The 17,305-nt window shown below is 72.4% G+C and carries 14 protein-coding genes; 6 read left to right on the plus strand and 8 right to left on the minus strand.

All coding sequences use genetic code 11. The features are described 5' to 3' along the window. Positions 1–116 precede the first annotated feature (116 nt). Positions 117–1,187, plus strand: coding sequence for a prenyltransferase/squalene oxidase repeat-containing protein (locus STRTU_RS25150; RefSeq protein WP_159746306.1), 1,071 nt, complete (start codon positions 117–119; stop codon positions 1,185–1,187). Positions 1,188–1,322: 135 nt separating this feature from the next. Next, positions 1,323–2,126, plus strand: a complete 804-nt coding sequence (locus STRTU_RS25155; protein WP_159746307.1) for a maleylpyruvate isomerase family mycothiol-dependent enzyme — start codon at positions 1,323–1,325, stop codon at positions 2,124–2,126. 60 nt (positions 2,127–2,186) lie between these two features. Here STRTU_RS25155 and STRTU_RS25160 read toward each other — a convergent pair whose 3' ends face one another. From STRTU_RS25160 to STRTU_RS25175, 4 genes are all read right to left on the minus strand, one after another. Continuing rightward, on the minus strand, positions 2,187–3,197 hold the full coding sequence (locus STRTU_RS25160; protein ID WP_159746308.1) for an LLM class F420-dependent oxidoreductase: 1,011 nt from the start codon (positions 3,195–3,197) through the stop codon (positions 2,187–2,189). A 189-nt stretch (positions 3,198–3,386) separates the two neighbouring features. Then, positions 3,387–4,232 (minus strand): DUF5336 domain-containing protein, encoded by an 846-nt coding sequence (locus STRTU_RS25165; RefSeq protein WP_159746309.1) that lies wholly within the window; start codon positions 4,230–4,232, stop codon positions 3,387–3,389. Positions 4,233–4,454: 222 nt separating this feature from the next. Continuing rightward, positions 4,455–5,363 (minus strand): N-acetylmuramoyl-L-alanine amidase, encoded by a 909-nt coding sequence (locus tag STRTU_RS25170; RefSeq protein WP_159746310.1) that lies wholly within the window; start codon positions 5,361–5,363, stop codon positions 4,455–4,457. 19 nt (positions 5,364–5,382) lie between these two features. Continuing rightward, on the minus strand, positions 5,383–6,042 hold the full coding sequence (locus tag STRTU_RS25175; RefSeq protein WP_159746311.1) for a class I SAM-dependent methyltransferase: 660 nt from the start codon (positions 6,040–6,042) through the stop codon (positions 5,383–5,385). A gap of 559 nt (positions 6,043–6,601) precedes the next feature. On the opposite strand from STRTU_RS25175, the gene STRTU_RS25180 reads away from it, so the two are divergent. From STRTU_RS25180 to STRTU_RS25190, 3 genes are all read left to right on the plus strand, one after another. Then, complete coding sequence (locus STRTU_RS25180; RefSeq protein WP_159746312.1) at positions 6,602–8,857, plus strand: acyl-CoA dehydrogenase family protein; 2,256 nt, start codon at positions 6,602–6,604, stop codon at positions 8,855–8,857. Positions 8,858–8,961: 104 nt separating this feature from the next. Continuing rightward, positions 8,962–10,155, plus strand: a complete 1,194-nt coding sequence (locus STRTU_RS25185) for a lipid-transfer protein (RefSeq protein WP_159746313.1) — start codon at positions 8,962–8,964, stop codon at positions 10,153–10,155. A 403-nt stretch (positions 10,156–10,558) separates the two neighbouring features. Beyond that, positions 10,559–12,007 carry an MFS transporter gene (locus STRTU_RS25190; RefSeq protein ID WP_159746314.1) on the plus strand — a complete coding sequence of 483 codons (1,449 nt, stop codon included), beginning with the start codon at positions 10,559–10,561 and terminating at the stop codon, positions 12,005–12,007. A gap of 139 nt (positions 12,008–12,146) precedes the next feature. Here the strand turns inward: STRTU_RS25190 and STRTU_RS25195 are convergent, their stop codons facing one another. From STRTU_RS25195 to STRTU_RS25210, 4 genes are read right to left on the minus strand one after another with little or no spacing between them, the layout of a single operon-like run. Then, positions 12,147–12,752, minus strand: a complete 606-nt coding sequence (locus STRTU_RS25195) for a response regulator transcription factor (RefSeq protein WP_159746315.1) — start codon at positions 12,750–12,752, stop codon at positions 12,147–12,149. Then, positions 12,749–14,266 carry a sensor histidine kinase gene (locus STRTU_RS25200; RefSeq protein ID WP_246241185.1) on the minus strand — a complete coding sequence of 506 codons (1,518 nt, stop codon included), beginning with the start codon at positions 14,264–14,266 and terminating at the stop codon, positions 12,749–12,751. The genes STRTU_RS25195 and STRTU_RS25200 overlap by 4 nt, the downstream gene beginning before the upstream one ends. 39 nt (positions 14,267–14,305) lie before the next feature. Beyond that, complete coding sequence (locus STRTU_RS25205) at positions 14,306–15,034, minus strand: ABC transporter permease (RefSeq protein ID WP_159746317.1); 729 nt, start codon at positions 15,032–15,034, stop codon at positions 14,306–14,308. Beyond that, positions 15,034–16,017 (minus strand): ABC transporter ATP-binding protein, encoded by a 984-nt coding sequence (locus STRTU_RS25210; RefSeq protein WP_246241188.1) that lies wholly within the window; start codon positions 16,015–16,017, stop codon positions 15,034–15,036. Before STRTU_RS25210 ends, STRTU_RS25205 begins: the two co-directional genes overlap by 1 nt. 398 nt (positions 16,018–16,415) lie before the next feature. On the opposite strand from STRTU_RS25210, the gene STRTU_RS25215 reads away from it, so the two are divergent. Next, complete coding sequence (locus tag STRTU_RS25215) at positions 16,416–17,291, plus strand: MaoC/PaaZ C-terminal domain-containing protein (RefSeq protein WP_159746318.1); 876 nt, start codon at positions 16,416–16,418, stop codon at positions 17,289–17,291. Positions 17,292–17,305 lie beyond the last annotated feature (14 nt).

Here is a 17,305-nt window from a genome sequence, read left to right on the forward strand (position 1 = left end):
AAGTCCGCACAAGGCGCCAAGAGGACCGCCTCCAAGGCCCCCGCCAAGTCCGGTGCCAAGCCCACCTCCAAGGCGTCCGCCAAGCCCGCCTCCAAGCCCTCCGCCGGGGCCGCCAAGTGACAAGCCCCGGGCGTACCGAACGACTCGTCCTGCCGGGGGTGCTCACCGCCGAGCAGGCCGCCCGCACGGTGGCCGGCATCCTGGCCACCCAGCGGACGGACGGCGCGATCCCCTGGTTCCGGGGCCACCACCTCGATCCGTGGGACCACACCGAGGCCGCCATGGCCCTGGACGCGGCCGGCGAACACGAGCGCGCCGAGGCCGCGTACGACTGGCTGGTGCGGCACCAGAACCCGGACGGGTCCTGGTACGCGGCCTATGACGACGGCGACGCCGAGGCACCCACCGACCGCGGCCGGGAGACCAACTTCTGCGCCTATCTCGCGGTGGGCGTCTGGCATCACTTCCTGTCCACCGGCGACGAGGCGTTCCTCGACCGTATGTGGCCCGCGGTCCATGCCGCGACCGAATACGTCCTGGAGCTCCAGCAGCCCGGCGGCGAGATCGGCTGGAAGCGCGAGGACGACGGCACGCCCGTCAACGACGCGCTGCTGACCGGCTCGTCCTCCATCTACCAGGCGCTGCGCTGCGCGCTGGCGCTCGCCGACCAGCGCGAGGAGCCGCAGCCCGACTGGGAGCTGGCCGTCGGCCGCCTCGGCCATGCGATACGCAGCCACCCCGAGCGGTTCCTGGACAAGTCCCGCTACTCCATGGACTGGTACTACCCGATCCTCGGCGGCGCGGTCCGCGGTGCCCAGGCCCGCGAGCGCATCGACGCGGACTGGGAGCAGTTCGTGGTGCCCGGTCTGGGCGTGCGCTGTGTGCTGCCCAACCCCTGGGTGACCGGCGGCGAGAGCGCGGAACTGGCGCTCGCCCTGTGGGCGATGGGGGAGTCCGAGCGGGCAGTACAGATCCTCAAGTGGATGCAGCACCTCCGCGCCGAGGACGGTATGTACTGGACCGGCTATGTCTTCGACGACGACGCGATCTGGCCACGCGAACGCACCTCCTGGACGGCCGGTTCGCTGCTGCTCGCGGTGGCCGCCCTGGGCGGCGACGAGGCCACCACCACGGTCTTCGGGGGCGAACATCTGCCGACGGGGCTCGACCCGGACTGCTGCCGGTAGGCGGAGGCGTATGCGTAGGCGGGGGGCTCGGGGGCCCGTACGGGAGGTTCCGTACGGGCCCTGTACGGGACCTCCCCTACGGCCCGCGCAAAAAGAAAAGGCCGCGCCGGGGAACCGCGGGCTACTGTGCGCCGCATGACTCTCCAAGGCTCACTCAGTCACGACGCCTACTGCGCCCAACTCCTGGAAGAGACCACGAAGTTCCGGGAGATTCTGCGCGACGCCGATCTGTCCGCGACCGTGCCCACCTGCCCGGACTGGACGCTGGCCGACCTCGCGCGGCATGTGGGCGGCGCCCACCGCTGGGCCGGCACCATCGTCGCCACCCGGTCCGCCACGGCTGTCGACGTGGCCGATGTCCCCGAGGGCGACGGGCCCGGGGGGAACGACGCGGCGGCGCTGGACGCCTGGCTCGCGGCCGGGGTGGAACAGACCGTGGCGGCGCTGCGCGAGGCCGGCCCCGACACCGGGGTATGGACCTGGTCGCCGGTGCAGCGGACGGGTTTCTGGGCCCGCCGGATGACCCACGAGACCGTGATCCACCGTGCCGACGCCGCACTCACCGCGGGTGCCGCATTCGACGTCCCGCCCGAGGTCGCCGCCGACTGCCTGGAGGAGTGGCTCCAGTTGTGCGCCCTGCCGCTTTTCACGGCGCGCCTCGCGGAGCCCGGCGGGCAGCTCTTCGGGCCCGGCCGTACGATCCACCTCCACGCCACCGACACCCCGCCCGAGCTGAACGCGGAGTGGCTCCTCGACCTCACCGGCGACCGGCTCGTCCACCGCCGCGCCCACGAAAAGGCGGCGGTCGCGCTGCGCGGCCCGCTCACCGATCTCCTCCGCGTGGTCTACCGCAGGCTGCCCGCCGACAGCGACGGCGTCGAGGTGCTGGGTGAACGGGCGCTGCTCGAACGGTGGCTGGAGCGGGCCTCGTTCCAGTGAGCCGGTGAGCCGTACGCGGGGCCGCTCGCCCCATACGGGGGCCCGCCCCGCCTGCGGCCGTCAGGAGTTCAGCTCGGCCAGTACCCGTAGGGTGTCCGGGTCAGGGGCGGTGACCAGGAGGTCGGTGACCGGTCCCGAGCGCCACAACTCCAGCCGTTCCGCGATCCGTTCGCGTGGGCCGACCAGCGAGATCTCATCGGCGAAGGCGTCCGGTACGGCCTGCACCGCCTCCTGCCGGCGGCCTTCGAGGAAGAGTCGCTGTACTTGGCGGGCCTCCTCCTCGTAGCCCATACGGGCCATCAGATCGGCATGGAAGTTCTTGGCGGCGTGCCCCATCCCGCCGATGTAGAAGCCAAGCATCGCCTTGACCGGGAGCAGCCCCTCGGCGACATCGTCACAGACCATGGCGCGGGCCATCGGGGCGATCAGAAAGCCCTCCGGGGCCTGTGACAGCGACGCCCGGTAGACCTCGGTGCGCCGCGGCGACCAGTACAGCGGCAGCCAGCCGTCGGCGATCCGGGTCGTCTGGGCGATGTTCTTGGGCCCCTCCGCGCCGAGCAGGAGGGGAAGTCCGGCGCGCAGCGGGTGGGTGATGGGCTTGAGCGGCTTGCCGAGGCCGGTGCCGTCCGTGTCGCGGTAGGGGTGCGGGTGGAAGAGCCCGTCCGACTCCACCGGCCCTTCCCGGCGCAGCACTTGGCGGATCACGTCCACATACTCGCGGGTGGCGGTCAGCGGGCTCTTGGGGAACGGCCGTCCGTACCACCCCTCGACGACCTGCGGTCCGGACAGCCCCAGGCCCAGCAGCAGCCGGCCGCCGGAGAGGTGGTCGAGGGTGAGGGCGTGCATCGCGGTGGCGGTGGGGGTGCGGGCCGCCATCTGTGCGATGCCGGTGCCCAGTTTGATACGGGAGGTGTGGGCGGCGATCCAGGTGAGCGCGGTGAAGGCGTCCGACCCCCAGGCCTCCGCCGTCCAGACCGAGTCATAGCCCAGCCGCTCGGCCGCGCGGGCGAGTTCGAGATGCCGGGGGTCCGGGCCGCGGCCCCAGTAGCCCAGTGCCAGACCGAGTCGCATAGCGATCGCCCCTCTCCGGCGGACGGATCGAGCCTGATGGCTGCGTCTGTGCCTGACGTATCCGCCTGCATCTGACGGATCGTCAGGAGTCGTTGATGTCCGCGCACTGTACGACCGGGCCGCCCTCAGCGCAACGGCCCCCCGCCCGTGAGGGGCGAGGGGCCGGGAAGGACCGCTGTGTGTCCGGGGTCAGCCGCGCTGGATACCGGTGGTGTCCTGCAGGACACCGCGCCGGCCGTCCTGGGTCTGTGCGATCAGGGCCTGGCCGCGCTGCTCCACTGCCAGGTACCAGGTGCCGGGCGCCAGTTCGGCGATCGGGGCCGGGGCACCGTCCTCGCCGTACAGCGGGCGCGCGACGGGCACCGCGAACCAGAACGGCGCGAACTCCACCGGGGCACCGGCCGCCGCGGTGGCGCCCGCCGGGCCGCCGCCCGTGGCGTCCGCGGGCGCCTGCTGGCCGTGCGGCTGGCCGCCCTGCGGCTGCTGCTGGGTGCCCGGGTAGCCGTAGCCCTGGCTCGCCTGCTGCTGTGCGCCGGGGTAGCCGTAACCCGGGTTGGGGCCCGCCCCGTAGGGGGCGGCGGCCTGCGGCTTCGGGGCGCCGATCAGGGCGACCTTGAGGGGCGGGAGGAGCGGTGTGGCGATGGCGCCACCGGCCAGGATCAGGGCGGCGAGCAGCCCGATGATCAGGCCGGCGCCGGCGCTCGGGCTGCCGATGAGGATCCAGAGCGCCGCCCATGCCGTGAACACGGTGAGGGCGACACCGAACTGGCCGAGGTCGAGACCGGCGACCTTGCGCGGCTGCGGCAGCGCACGGCTGACGACGATGATCGCTGCGCCGATCACCCCGGCCACGTACACGGTCATCAGGGCGGCCACCGAATCCCAGGCGTTGACGCTGCCCTGGGCCTCGCAGTACTTGGCGAGCGGTCCGGAGCAGGCCGAGCTGCCGGCGGCAGGGAGGAACGAGGCGATGAACAGCAACACCGCTGCTCCGATCACCACGCCGTCGCCTCGAGTGAGGGAGCGGATGTTCACGTAAGGGTCCTTTGTCGTTTTCGTGGGTCCGGTCGTCGCTGTCGCGGTGCGCGCAGTGCGAGGCACGGCGGTGGCCACCCATCGTAAAGGGGAACCTATCGCCGAATCGGGCGGCCCGTCCTGTTCGTTTCGGCGCGCTATCGGTACGTCGTCATGGATCCGGTATCGGGGTCGGTTGCGGAGCGCCGGTGCAATGGTCCGGTCGGTGCGTCAAGAAGCCGGTCAGTGCGACAAGAAGTCCGTAATGCCCTCGGTGATCCCGTGGGCCGCCTTTTGCCGCCACCGCGCATCGGTCAATTGCGCGGCGTCCTTCGCATCGCGCATATTGCCGCACTCGATGAACACCTTCGGCACCGTGGAGAGGTTGAGGCCGCCGAGATCGGAGCGCTTGTCGAGCCCGGTGCCGTCGCCGATGTAATTGGACACCGCACTTCCGGTGACCGTACGGAACCGGCCGGCCAGCCGCTCGCCCAACTGGCGCGAGGGCCCGACGATCGCGGCGGTGTCGGCCGGTCCGGCGGTCACACGGGCGGGCAGGATGACATGGAAGCCGCGGTTGCCGGCGCCCGAACCATCGGCGTGCAGGGACAGCGCGGCATCGGCGTGCGCCTTGTTCCCGATCTCCGCGCGCTCGTCCACACAGGGCCCGTAGGGGCGGTCGCCGTCCTGGGTGAGGACGACCTTGGCGCCCTCCTTCTGGAGGAGCGTGCGGGCCCGGCGGGCGAGGTCCAGGGTGAAGGACGCCTCGGCGTAGCCGTCGTTGGTGGCGGTGCCGGTGGTGTCGCACTCCTTGCGGGCGTTGCCGATGTCCACCTGCCGGGCGATCTGCCGGCCGTGCTCGTTGTTGTGCGGATTGTGGCCGGGGTCGAGCACCACGACCTTGCCCTTGAGGCTGTCGCGCGCACCGTGGCCCGTGGAGTCCTTGCTGCCCGGGGCGTGGCTGCCGCCGGGCCCGGTCGCGTGCCCTGCCGGGTCGCTCGGTGCGGGCTGCCCGGCTCTCGGACCGCAGTCGCCGCGCGAGGAGTGCCAGATCAGCCAGCCGCCGAGGCCGGCGGCCAGCACGGCGGCCAGCACGACGAGGAGGGTGCCGCGCAGGCGGCGGTGCGGGGGGAGAGAACTGCCGTTCGACACGTCCGCGATCGTAGCCCGCTCAGATGCCGGGCCCGGTGCGCCGCAGGACGTGCAGCGACCGATGGGCGGAGATCTCGGTGAAGGCGCCGGACTCCAGGGCCCTGCGGTAGACGCGGTACGGGGCCTGGCCGCCGTCCGCCGGGTCCGCGAAGACATCGTGGATGACCAGCAGCCCGTTGGGCGCGAGGTGCGGCGCCCAGCCCTCGTAGTCGGCGGTGGCGTGCTCGTCGGTGTGCCCGCCGTCGATGAAGACCAGGCCCACCGGGGCCTGCCAGACGGCCGCGGCCTGCGGCGACCGGCCCACCAGGGCGAGCACATGCTCCTCCAGGCCCGCGGCGTGCAGTGTGCGGCGGAAGGTGGGCAGGGTGTCCATCCGGCCGACCTCGGGGTCGACGACGGCCGGATCGTGGTACTCCCACCCGGGCTGCTGCTCCTCGCTGCCCCGGTGGTGGTCGACCGTGACCGCGACAACCCCGGCGGCGCGCGCGGCGTCGGCGAGCAGGATCGTGGACCGGCCGCAGTAGGTGCCGACCTCCACCAGCGGCAGCCCGAGAGCCGCCGCCTCGGCCGCCGCCGCATACAGGGCGAGACCCTCGTCCACGGGCATGAAGCCCTTCGCCGCCTCAAAAGCGGCGAGTATCTCCGGCTGCGGAGCGGTCGGAGCCGTGGGAGCGGGCATGGGCTTCCTCCTGTGGTGCGGTCAGGGGCTCATCGTGCCGTACGGGGCGGCGGCGGTGGTGTGCGGGTGTCCCGGTGCGCGCCTTTCGGATATCGGAAGGGCGGTTGCGCTCGGAAGGACGGCCCGCTCGGAAGGGCGGTCCGCATTTCCCGTGCGGGACCGCCCGGCGTTCCAGTCGGTTCCTGCCCGGGTTCCGGTCCGTTCCCCGACTGTTCCCGCCGATTTGCCGTCGGCGGTTTCCGGGATGCCCGAAAGCGGCGAATTCGGGGACGGGAGAGCGGGCGGTACCGAGGGGTGAGGGAGGAGGGAGGGAATTTCCTTCCCGCGACGGAATTCATCGGACCGTTTCCGGTTCGCAGCTCAACCGTTCCCTAAGGAATCCCGCTGGTTTCTGCTGGTTCCCGGTGGTTCTTGGCGGGAACCGGACGTTCCTGCCGCGCACCGGGCCGGGGGGCGTCGCACGGCGGGGCTGGACGTGGCTGCGGGCCATCGGCGTCCGAAGCGAAGTGACCCCCAACTGACCTTCCGTCACAATGAAACGTGTTCTAATCTGCCCGGCATGGGCATCGGAATCACACCAGAGCACCGTGACGTGGCCGAGGCGGCGGGCGGCTGGGTCGGGAGGGTCATGCCGGCCGAAGCGGTGCGGAAGTTGCTCGATACGGCGCCTGCGCGCGGCGGGCGGCCCGCGTACTGGGACCAGCTCGCCGCTCAGGGCCTGTTAGGGCTTCATCTGCCCGAGGCCGATGGCGGAGGCGGCGGTGATCTGCTCGATCTCGCCGTCGTGCTGGAGGAGCTGGGCCGCGCCGCGTTTCCCGGCCCCTATCTGCCCACCACCCTCGCCGCCGCCCTCCTGGACCGCGGCGGCGCCCCCGACCTCGTACGCGCCCTCGCCACCGGCGCACGCATCGGCGCCGTGGCGCTCGGCACCGGCTCGCTCACCGCCGTCGAGAGCCCCGGCGGATATGTGCTGGACGGCACCGCGCCCCCGGTCCTGGCCGGCGCCGACGCGGACCTGATCGTGCTGGCCGCGGAGGTCGCCTCGGAGGCGGAAGGAACCGCGGAGGCAGCGGACGGCCCCTACGGGGCGGAGCCGGGCGGCGGGCGGCCGGCGGGGGAGACAGTCTGGCTCGCGGTCGACGCCGGGGCGCTGGGCGTGCGCGTGCAGGAGAGCGGCGATCCGACCCGGCCGACCGCCGAGGTGAGCGCGCGCGGAGTGGCGGTGCCCGCCGAGCGGCGGCTCACCGTCGACAGTGACCTGGTCCGCGATCTGGCCGGGGTGCTGTGGGGCGCCGAGAGCTGTGGCACGGCCGCCTGGGCGCTGCGCACCGCCACCGAATACGCCGCCGTCCGCGAGCAGTTCGGCCGCCCCATAGGTCAGTTCCAGGCGGTCAAACACCTCTGCGCCGACATGCTCATACGCTGCGAGCAGGCCGCCGCCCTGGTCTGGGACGCGGCCCGCGCACTGCACGAACCGCCCGCGGTCCGCGGACTGGTCGCCGCGCTGGCCACCGCGACCGCCCTGGACGCCGCCGTCAGCTGCGCCAAGGACTGCATCCAGATCCTCGGCGGCATCGGCTTCACCTGGGAACACGACGCCCATCTCCATCTGCGGCGGGCGACCGTCGCCCGCCAGCTGCTCGGCAGCGGCGACACCCACCGGCTGCGGGCCGCCCGCCTCGCCGCCGACGGCGCCCGGCGCGCATTGCACCTCGAACTCCCCGCCGAGGCCGCGGAATTCCGGGCCGGGGCCCGGACGGTCATCGACGGCGTCCGCGGTCTCGACCCCGCGGCCGTACGCCGCGCACTGGCCCCCACCGGCTATGCCGCACCGCACCTCCCCGCGCCCTACGGGCTGGGCGCGGGCCCCGTACAACAGCTCGCGATCCAGCAGGAGCTGGCGGCCGCCGACGTCCGGATCAGCGATCTGGGCATCGCCACCTGGGTCGTCCCCTCGCTGATCGCCCATGGGACCCCGGAGCAGCAGGAGCGCTATCTGCTGCCGTCGCTGCGCGGCGATCTGCTGTGGTGCCAGCTGTTTTCCGAGCCCGAGGCGGGTTCGGACCTGGCCGCCCTGCGCACCCGCGCCGAGCGGACGGCGGACGGCGGCTGGCGGATCAACGGCCAGAAGGTGTGGACCTCGGCCGCGCAGGGGGCGAGCCACGGCATCCTGCTGGCCCGCACCGACCCGGACGCGCCCAAGCACAAGGGGCTGACCTTCTTCCTCGTCGACATGAAGTCCCCGGGCATCGACATCCGCCCGCTGAAGGAGATCACCGGCGAGTCGCTCTTCAACGAGGTCTACTTCGATGAGGTGCTGCTGCCGGCCGATGCGGTGGTCGGTGAGGTCGACAACGGCTGGAAGGTGGCACGCACCACCCTGGACAACGAACGCGTCCACATGGCCGACCAGTTGACCTTCGACACCGGACTGGCGGCGCTGCTGGACCGCGCCGCCGTACTGGACGGATCGGTGCGGGCGCGGGTGGGCGCGCTGGCCGCCGAGGCGCACGCGCTGGGCTGCATCGGGCTGCGCACCACGCTCCAGCAGGTGTCGGGGCTGGAGCCGGGCGCCGGTGCCAGCATCCGCAAGCTGGTGCAGACCCCGCATCAGCAGAAGGTCGCCGAGCTGGCGCTGGAACTGCTCGGCCCGTCCGGTGCGGTGCGCGAAGGGGCCGGCGAACGGGCGCTGCACGGCTTCCTGATGTCGCGCTGTCTGACCATCGCCGGCGGCACCACCCAGGTGCAGCTCAATGTCGTCGCGGAGCGGCTGCTCGGCCTGCCCCGCGACCCGGAGCCCCGCCCCCTGATCTGACTCCCCGGAACTGACGTACCGGATCTGACTCCCCGGATCTGGCTCCCCAGATCTGACTTCCCGCATCTGACTCCCCGGACTCGGCCACCTCCAGGAGGACACGTATGGCTGGCAAGGCGTACATCGTCGGCGTCGGGATGACCCGCTTCGAGAAGCCCGAGACCCGCGAGTGGCAGTACTGGGACATGGCGAAGGAGGCGGGCGGCGCGGCGCTCGCGGACGCCGGGATCGGCTACGAGGCGGTCGAGCAGCTGCCGGTGGGCTACTGCTACCAGACCTCGACGGCCGGCCAGCGCGCCGCCTACGAACTGGGCCTGACCGGCATCCCCGTCTACAACGTCAACAACAACTGTGCGACCGGCTCGACCGCGCTGATGATGGCCCGCCAGTTCGTCCAGTCCGGCCTCAACGACTGTGTGCTGGCACTGGGCTTCGAAAAGATGAAGCGGGGTGCGCTGGGCGGTGGCGCGGACGGCGGCGACTTCAGCACCTCGCCGGTAGCCCGCCACTACGGAGTGATGGCCGCCGCCCACGGCTTCGAGATGACCCCGCCCACCGCCCAGATCTTCGGCAACGCCGCCCGTGAGCACATGGAGCGCTACGGCACCACCGCCGAACAGCTCGCCGCCGTCGGCGCCAAGAACCACCGGCACTCCGCCCACAACCCGAACGCCCAGTTCCAGGACGTCTACACGGTCGACGAGATCCTCGCCGCCAAGACCATCCACCGGCCGCTGACCAAGTTGCAGTGCTCGCCGACCTCGGACGGCGCGGCCGCTGCGGTGATCGCCTCCGAGCGGTTCGTACGGGAACACGGCCTGGCCGACCGGGCGGTGGAGATCCTCGCGCAGGCCATGACGACGGACACCGAGGAGAGCTTCGCGTCCGGCTCCTGCATCGATGTCGTCGGCAAACCGATGTCCCGGGCGGCGGCCCGGCAGGTCTACGCGGCCGGCGGCCTCGGCATCGAGGACGTGGACGTCATCGAGCTGCACGACTGCTTCTCGGTCAATGAGCTGCTGACGTACGAGGCGCTGGGCATGTGCGCGGACGGGGAGTCGGGGAAGCTGGTCGCCGACGGCGCCACGACCTACGGCGGCCGCTGGGTGGTCAACCCGTCCGGCGGCCTGATCTCCAAGGGGCACCCGCTGGGCGCGACGGGCCTGGCCCAGGCGGCCGAGCTGGTCTGGCAGCTACGCGGCACGGCGGGCGAGCGGCAGGTTCCCGACGCCAGGGTGGGCCTGGCTCACAACATCGGCCTGGGCGGGGCGGCGGTGGTGACGTTGCTGCGGAGGTGAGCCGGGGGCGGGCGCGGCGAGGGGCCCGGGTGGCGGGGCCCGGGTGGCGGGGCTGGTGGTTGCGGTGGTCGGTTCCCGGTCGTGGGCCCGTTCGGTGCGGTGACCGGTTCTCTGCCGGCGAGCCTGGTGGCTGCGTGCGGAGAGCCCGCTCAGTGCGTTTCGGCGAGCCTGTTCGGTGCGTCGGCTCGGTGCGTTCGACGAGTCGGCTTCTTGTGTTAACTTGCCCTCGCCAGTGGGTAGTTGGCCCAGTGGGGGCCCTGGCGACCCCTAGGGGACCGCCACCCCCACCCCGTAAGGCCCCCACCCTCCGCCCCGGCCCCCCCTGCGACTTCCGGCCTAGGTCTCCTGTCAGGTGGCTCATGCAGCGATATACCGATGCGGGACGCAAGCGACGAATGCAAGCATGGTCGGCATGCCCCCGATAGCCACCCCCGCCACCCTGTCCAAAGCCGCGCGCCGGAGGTCGGCCCCGCCGGCCTGGCTGGTGATGCTGCTGGTCTGTTCCGGGCAGTTCCTGGTCGTCCTGGACGTCTCCGTGGTGAATGTGGCGCTGCCCGCCATGCGCAACGGTCTGGGGCTGAGCGAGCTGGGCCTGCAGTGGATCGTCAACGCGTACGTCATCACCTTCGCGGGCTTCATGCTGCTCGGTGGCCGGGCCGCCGACATCTTCGGCCGTAAGCGGATCTTCGTCCTGGGGCTGGCGCTGTTCACGGTCGCGAGTCTGGGGGGCGGGCTGGCGCAGCAGCCCTGGCAGCTGATCGCGGCCCGTACTGTCCAGGGCATCGGCGCGGCCGTGCTCGCGCCCGCCACCCTCACCATCCTGACCACGTCGTTCCCGGCCGGTCCGGCCCGTACCCGCGCCATCGCCACCTGGACAGCGGTCGGCGCCGGCGGTGGCGCGGCGGGCGGCCTGGTGGGCGGGACGCTCACCGAATTCCTGTCGTGGCGCTGGGTGTTGCTGATAAATGTGCCGATCGGGGCGCTGGTGCTGGGCGGTGCGGTGCTGTGGCTCACCGAGAGCCGGCAGGGTGCCGTACGGCGGCTCGATGTGCCCGGTGCGCTGCTGGTGACGGCCGGGCTCGGGCTGGTGGCCTACGGGATCGTGCAGACCGAGACGGACGGCTGGGCGTCGCTGTCCGCGCTGTTGCCGCTGGTCGCCGGGCTGGTCGTGATCGCGGTGTTCCTCGTCGTCGAGGCGCGCGCCAAGGCCCCGCTGATGCCGCTGGGGCTCTTCCGGCTGCGCTCGGTCTCCTCGGCGAACGGGGCGATGGTCCTGGCCGGCGCCGCGATGTTCTCCATGTGGTACTTCCTGTCCCTCTATGTGCAGAACGTGCTGGGCTACCGGCCGCTCGAAGCCGGGCTCTCCTTCATCCCGCACTCGCTGTCCATCGTCCTGGGCTCCAAGATCGCGCCACGGCTGATGAACCGTCTGGGCGCCAAGCCGCTGGCCATCACCGGTGCGGTGATCTCGGCGTGCGGCATGGTCTGGCAGGGGGCGATGGACGTCGACGGCAGCTACCTCGGCACGATCCTCGGCCCCGGCATCCTGATGGCGCTGGGCGCGGGCCTGACCGCGACGCCGATCGCCTCCATCGCGACCTCCGGGGCCGACCCTGCCGACCAGGGCCTGGTCTCCGGCCTGATGAACACCTCCCGTCAAATGGGCGGCGCGCTGGGCCTGTCGGTCCTGTCGACCGTTGCCGCGGCCCGGATCGAGGCGGGCGACGGCCGCCAGGCCCTGGCGGACGGCTACGGGCTGGCCTTCCAGGTCGGCTCGGCGGTCCTGCTCGCCAGCATTCTGCTGATGATCGTCGCGCTGCCACAGCGACGGGCGGACGCGGCCCAGGGGTGACGTCCGTCGGCGGGTGGCCTCCGCCCGCGGCTGACACCCGGGCGGCCGGGCGGGGCCCGGTGCGCGCCCCGGCTCGCCCGGCGCCGGCTCCGCCTGGTCCCGGCTCGCCCAGCCCTTGGCCCGGCCCGCCGCTCTCCCGCTACAGCCAGCCGTTCTGCCGCGCTGCCCGCACCGCCTCCATGCGGTTACGGGTGCCGGTTTTGCCGATGGCCGCGGAGAGGTAGTTGCGGACGGTGGCCTGGGAGAGGTGGAGACGGTGGGCGATATCGGCGACGGTGGCGCCGTCCACGGCGGCGGTGAGGACATCGCGCTCCCGCTGGGTCAGCGGGTTGGGGCCGGCGCTCAGTGCCGCGGCGGCGAGGCCGGGGTCTATGACCCGCTCGCCGGCCAGCACCCGGCGGATCGTCGCCGCCAACTCCTCCACCGGGCCGTCCTTCACCAGGAAACCGGACGCTCCGGCCTCCATGGCGCGGCGCAGATAGCCGGGGCGGCCGAAGGTCGTCAGGATCAGCACCTTGCAGGCCGGGAGTTGTGCGCGCAGATCGGCGGCGGCGTCCAGCCCGCTGCGGCCGGGGAGTTCGATGTCCAGGAGGGCGATATCGGGGCGGGCGTCGAGGGCCGCGGCGACGATCCGGTCGCCCGCCGCGACCTGTGCCACGACCTCCATGTCCGCTTCCAGGTCGAGCAGCAGCGCCAGCGCGCCCCGCATCATTCCCTGGTCCTCCGCCAGCAGGACCTTGATCACCTGGTCCACTCCTCCGCATCCGCCATATCGCCCGTGCCGACCGGAAGCACGGCCGACACCCGGAAGCCGCGCCGACCGTCCGCGCCACTGTGCAGTGTCCCGCCTGCCGCAGCCAGCCGCTCGGCCAGCCCCTTCAACCCGGTGCCACCCACCGGCCATGAGCCGCCCACCGGCCCCGTGTCACCCACCGGCCCCGTGCCGCCGGGCAGCGCCGGGCCGCCCGCGTCGCCGGTACCGTCCGTGGGAGCCGGGCCGCTGGTGTCATCGTCCGTACCGGGTATGCCGTACGTTCCCGGGGCGCTGTCGGTATGGGGGCCGCTGCCCGTCTCCGGGCTGCCGTCCCTACCGGGCACGCCGTCCGCCTTGTACCCGCCACCCGTCTCCCGCCCCGCGCCCCCGTCCCCGCCGAGGCCGGGCACCCGTTCCCGGAGCCACGACAGGCCGGGGGACGCGGTGGTGCCGGGGCTCGTCGGGCCGCGGCCGTCGTCGGTGATGGTCAGCCGTACCTGTTCCTCGTCGGCGTGTACGGAGATCTCGCAACGGGTGGCGCGGCTGTGGCGGATGGTGTTGGTGACGCCCTCGCGGACCACCCAGCCCAGCAGTGCGCCGGCCTGTGGGGGGAGCGGCGGCCCGGCCTGTCGTACGACGGGCTCGATGCCGGCCGCCTCCAGGACGGAGCGGGCCCGGTCCAGTTCGGTGGTCAGACTGCCCTCGCGGTAGCCGGTGACCGCCTCGCGGATCTCGGTCAGCGCCTGTCGGCCGACCGCTTCTATATCGGCTGCCTGGGCGAGTGCCGCGTCCGGATTGCGGGGTGTGAGCCGGCGGATCGCCTCGGCCTTGACGACCACCACGGACAGGGTGTGCCCCAGCAGGTCGTGCAGATCGCGGGAGAAGCGCAGCCGTTCCTTCTCGACGGCGCTGCGGGCCAGTTCCTGGCGGGTGGTGTTCAGCTCCTGGATGGTGTCGAACAGGCTCAGGACCGTGGCGGTCACCATGCCGGACAGGAAGGTGCCGTATCCGATGCCGAATGCGCCCCGGGGGTCGCTGTCGTGCAGGCCGGTCAGATATCCGGCCGCGCCGCTGAGCGAGATCAGCCAGAGGGCGAGCTTCTTGCCGCGCAGCGCGCGGACCGTGCCGGAGGCCAGCGACAGCAGCGGGAAGAACAGGAACCAGTTGTCGCCGAACCCGATCGCGATGGCGAAGGTGACGACGGTCAGGACGCCCAGGGCGTACAGGGGGCGGCGGGAGTCACGCAGCCGCGGGTTGAAGGAGGTCCAGACGACGCTGATGTAGAGGGAGTTGAAGACGAGCAGCCCGAGACCGGCCAGCCAGGGATGGCCCGTCTTGCCCTGGATGATGTTGGAGAAGGCGCCCAGGCCCATCAGCAGCCAGGGCAGGAAGGCGTACTTGCCCGGCGCGCTGTCCCGCTTCCCGCCCCGCCGCTCGCGCCGACAGGAGCCCTCGGCGCCGTCCGTGCCGCCGGGGTTTTTCTCGCTCACGGTCCGTTGTTCCATGTGCTGCACTGTCGCTTTCCAGGCTTGCGCCATCGTCGGTCACACCGTGCGTGCCGCCCGACGGTACGCGTACACCGCGTATCCGCCGAAGAGTGCCAGCCAGAGGGCCAGCACCGCTACCGATCCCAGGCCCGGTGCGCTGTCGTGGGTGACGCTCCGGCCCAGCTCGGCGAAGCGGTTGCCGGGCGTCCACAGGGACAGTGAGCGCAGCCAGCCGGGGAACAGCTCGGCCGGGAACCACAGACCGCCGATGATCGACAGCAGCAGCATGCAGCCCGTATTGACCACGCCGGTGGACTGCGCGGACAGGCGGTACCCGTTGCCCAGGCCGAGCAGGGTGAAGGGCGCGGTGCCTATCCACAGCAGCCCGACCAGCGCGGCCCACTGCCAGGCCGGCAGCCGGACGCCGTTCACCAGCGCGCCCACCAGGAGTACGGCGACGAGGGCCGGCAGCACCGTCACCGAGCCGGTCAGCCCGCGGCCCACCACCACCCGCAGCGGGCTCAGCGGGGTGATGCGCAGCTGGCGCAGCCAGCCCAGCTGCTTGTCCTCGGCGACGCCGGTGCCGGTGCCGATCGCCGCGCCCAGCGCGCCGTACGCGGCCATGCCGACCATCGACGTGATCTTCCACTCCGGGTCGGCGCCGCCCGGCCCCGCGCCGATGTTGGTCATCAGGAGATACATCAGCACCGGCATCCCGATACCGAAGATGACAAAGCCCCGGTCGCGGAGGGTGCGGCGGACTTCGAGACGGAGGTAGTCGAGCATCACACGGTCTCCTTCGCGGACCGGGCGCCCGCCGTGGGTGCCGGGGCAACGGGGGTGGCTTCGGTGGAGGTGAGCGCGAGGAACGCGTCCTCCAGGCTGGTGGGGGTGACCTGCAGTCCGCGGACGTGGCCGAGGTCGGCCAGGGCCAGGACCGTCGCATCGGAGTCCGTCGTCCGCAGCAGTGCGCGGTCGCCGCGCACCTCCACGGTGCGCACGCCGGGCAGCCCGGACAGCGGCCCGGTGGGTGCGCCCGCGAGGTCGAAGGAGACCCGTGAGCCGCCGGTCCGTCGCTTGATCTCCTCGCCGCTCCCGTCGGCGACCACCCGGCCGCGGTCGATCACGACGATCCGGTCGGCGTGCTCGTCCGCCTCCTCCAGGTAGTGGGTGGAGAACAGGATGGTGTGGCCACGGCGGGCGTAGGCCCGCATCGAGCGCCAGAAGGCGCGGCGCGCCTCGACGTCCAGCGCCGCGGTCGGCTCGTCGAGCACCAGCAGCTCGGGGTTGCCGGCCAGCGCCACCGCGAAGCGGACCCGCTGGGCCTGCCCGCCGGAGAGCCGGTCCACCCGCCGCCCGCCGAACCCGTCGAGGCCCGCCAGTTCCAGGGCCTCGGTGACGTCCATGGGGCGCGGGTAGGTCGCGGCGACGAAGGTGATCAGTTCGCGGACGGTGACCCGCGGGATGGCCTTGCCGTCCTGCAGCATGGCGCCCACCCGGCCCGCGCGCACCGCGGACTCCGGGGTGTCGCCGAACAGCCGGACCGTCCCCGAGCTGGGCTGGAGCAGCCCCAGCAGCATGTTGAGGGTGGTGGATTTCCCCGCGCCGTTCCGCCCGAGCAGTGCCACCGTCCCGCCCGTCGCGAGTTCCAGATCCAGTCCGTCCACGGCCCGCACCGCGCCATAACTCCGTGTCACCCCGGAGAACCCCACCGCCGCGGCACCGCTCGCCCTTTCCGCCGTGACGCCGGGCCTTGTCGTCCCTGCCATGCTCACCCCGCCTTTCGTCTGCTGGTCTTCGACGTTACGGAGCGTGACCGAGCCGCGGTAGAGGCGAATGTTGATGATCCCTTCTGACAAATGTCACGGTTCGCGCGAAGGGGGGGGTGGGCGACGCGGGAGCGGTGCGCGCCGCGCAGGGCGCAGGCGGCCCGCCCCCGGGAGGTTCTCCGCCGTTCGCGGGACCATTTCTGACAATCCGTCAGAGGGCTTCCGGGTGCCGGACGGATCGGCTATACATGAGAGCCATCGGCTAGAACGCGTTCTAGAAGTGTGCCCTGTGCGCTGTCGGAGCGCGGCCGCGCCGACCAGATACGACCCCGGCTCGGGCGACGGTGCGGACGGCCGGGCCGGGGTCTTCCCCTCGTGGTGAAGGAGCAAGCAGCCCCATGCCCATCGACGCCGCCAAGGCCACCTCCGCCGAGCCGCGGACCACCGAACTCGCCTGGGACCACAAGGACGTCCAGCTCTACCACCTCGGCATCGGCGCCGGTGCGGCCACCCCGGAGAAGCCCCACCCCGTTACCGACCCGGACGAACTGCGCTACACCCTGGAGAGCGCACTGCACGTGCTGCCCAGCTTCGCCACCGTGGCGGGCGGGGGCATGGCGCTCGCCGGCGGGCTCTCCGCACCCGGCATCGATGTCGACCTCGCCGCGGTCCTGCACGGCGGCCAGACCGTCACCGTGCACCGCGCCCTCCCGGTACGCGGCCGTGCCACCCAGACCTCCTCCGTGCCCGCCGTTTACGACAAGGGCAAGGCCGCGGTCATCGTGCTGCGCTCCGAAGTAGCCGACGACGACGGGCCCCTGTGGACCTGCGACACCCAGATCTTCGTCCGCGGGGAGGGCGGCTTCGGCGGCGAGCGCGGCCCCTCCGCCCGCCTCGAACTGCCCGACCGCGCCCCCGATCTGAGCACCGAACGCCCCCTCCGCCCGGACCAGGCGCTGCTCTACCGCCTCTCCGGCGACTGGAATCCGCTGCATGCCGACCCCGGGTTCGCCAAGCTCGCCGGGTTCGACCGGCCGATCCTGCACGGGCTGTGCACGTACGGGGTCACGCTCAAGGCCGTCGTCGACACGGTGCTCGGCGGGGATGTCGCACGGGTGCGGTCCTACACGACCCGCTTCGCCGGTGTGGTCTTCCCAGGGGAGACGCTGCGGATCCGCCTGTGGCGGGAGCCCGGCCGGGTCCTGGTATCGGTCACCGCGGCCGACCGGGACGAGGCGCCGGTGCTGGCGGACACCGTGGTGGAGCACAGCTGATCCGCTGATCCCTA

The sequence above is a fragment of the Streptomyces tubercidicus genome (assembly GCF_027497495.1).
In the GTDB taxonomy this organism is placed as follows: Bacteria; Actinomycetota; Actinomycetes; order Streptomycetales; family Streptomycetaceae; genus Streptomyces; species Streptomyces tubercidicus.

Excerpts from the sequence above, each read along its gene's own strand:
- STRTU_RS25155 (WP_159746307.1), top strand. The coding sequence starts at position 1,323 with ATGACTCTCCAAGGCTCACTCAGTCACGACGCCTACTGCGCCCAACTC.
- STRTU_RS25160 (WP_159746308.1), bottom strand. The coding sequence starts at position 3,197 with ATGCGACTCGGTCTGGCACTGGGCTACTGGGGCCGCGGCCCGGACCCC.
- STRTU_RS25175 (WP_159746311.1), bottom strand. The coding sequence starts at position 6,042 with ATGCCCGCTCCCACGGCTCCGACCGCTCCGCAGCCGGAGATACTCGCC.
- STRTU_RS25180 (WP_159746312.1), top strand. The coding sequence starts at position 6,602 with ATGGGCATCGGAATCACACCAGAGCACCGTGACGTGGCCGAGGCGGCG.
- STRTU_RS25185 (WP_159746313.1), top strand. The coding sequence starts at position 8,962 with ATGGCTGGCAAGGCGTACATCGTCGGCGTCGGGATGACCCGCTTCGAG.
- STRTU_RS25190 (WP_159746314.1), top strand. The coding sequence starts at position 10,559 with ATGGTCGGCATGCCCCCGATAGCCACCCCCGCCACCCTGTCCAAAGCC.
- STRTU_RS25200 (WP_246241185.1), bottom strand. The coding sequence starts at position 14,266 with ATGGAACAACGGACCGTGAGCGAGAAAAACCCCGGCGGCACGGACGGC.
- STRTU_RS25205 (WP_159746317.1), bottom strand. The coding sequence starts at position 15,034 with ATGCTCGACTACCTCCGTCTCGAAGTCCGCCGCACCCTCCGCGACCGG.
- STRTU_RS25210 (WP_246241188.1), bottom strand. The coding sequence starts at position 16,017 with ATGGCAGGGACGACAAGGCCCGGCGTCACGGCGGAAAGGGCGAGCGGT.
- STRTU_RS25215 (WP_159746318.1), top strand. The coding sequence starts at position 16,416 with ATGCCCATCGACGCCGCCAAGGCCACCTCCGCCGAGCCGCGGACCACC.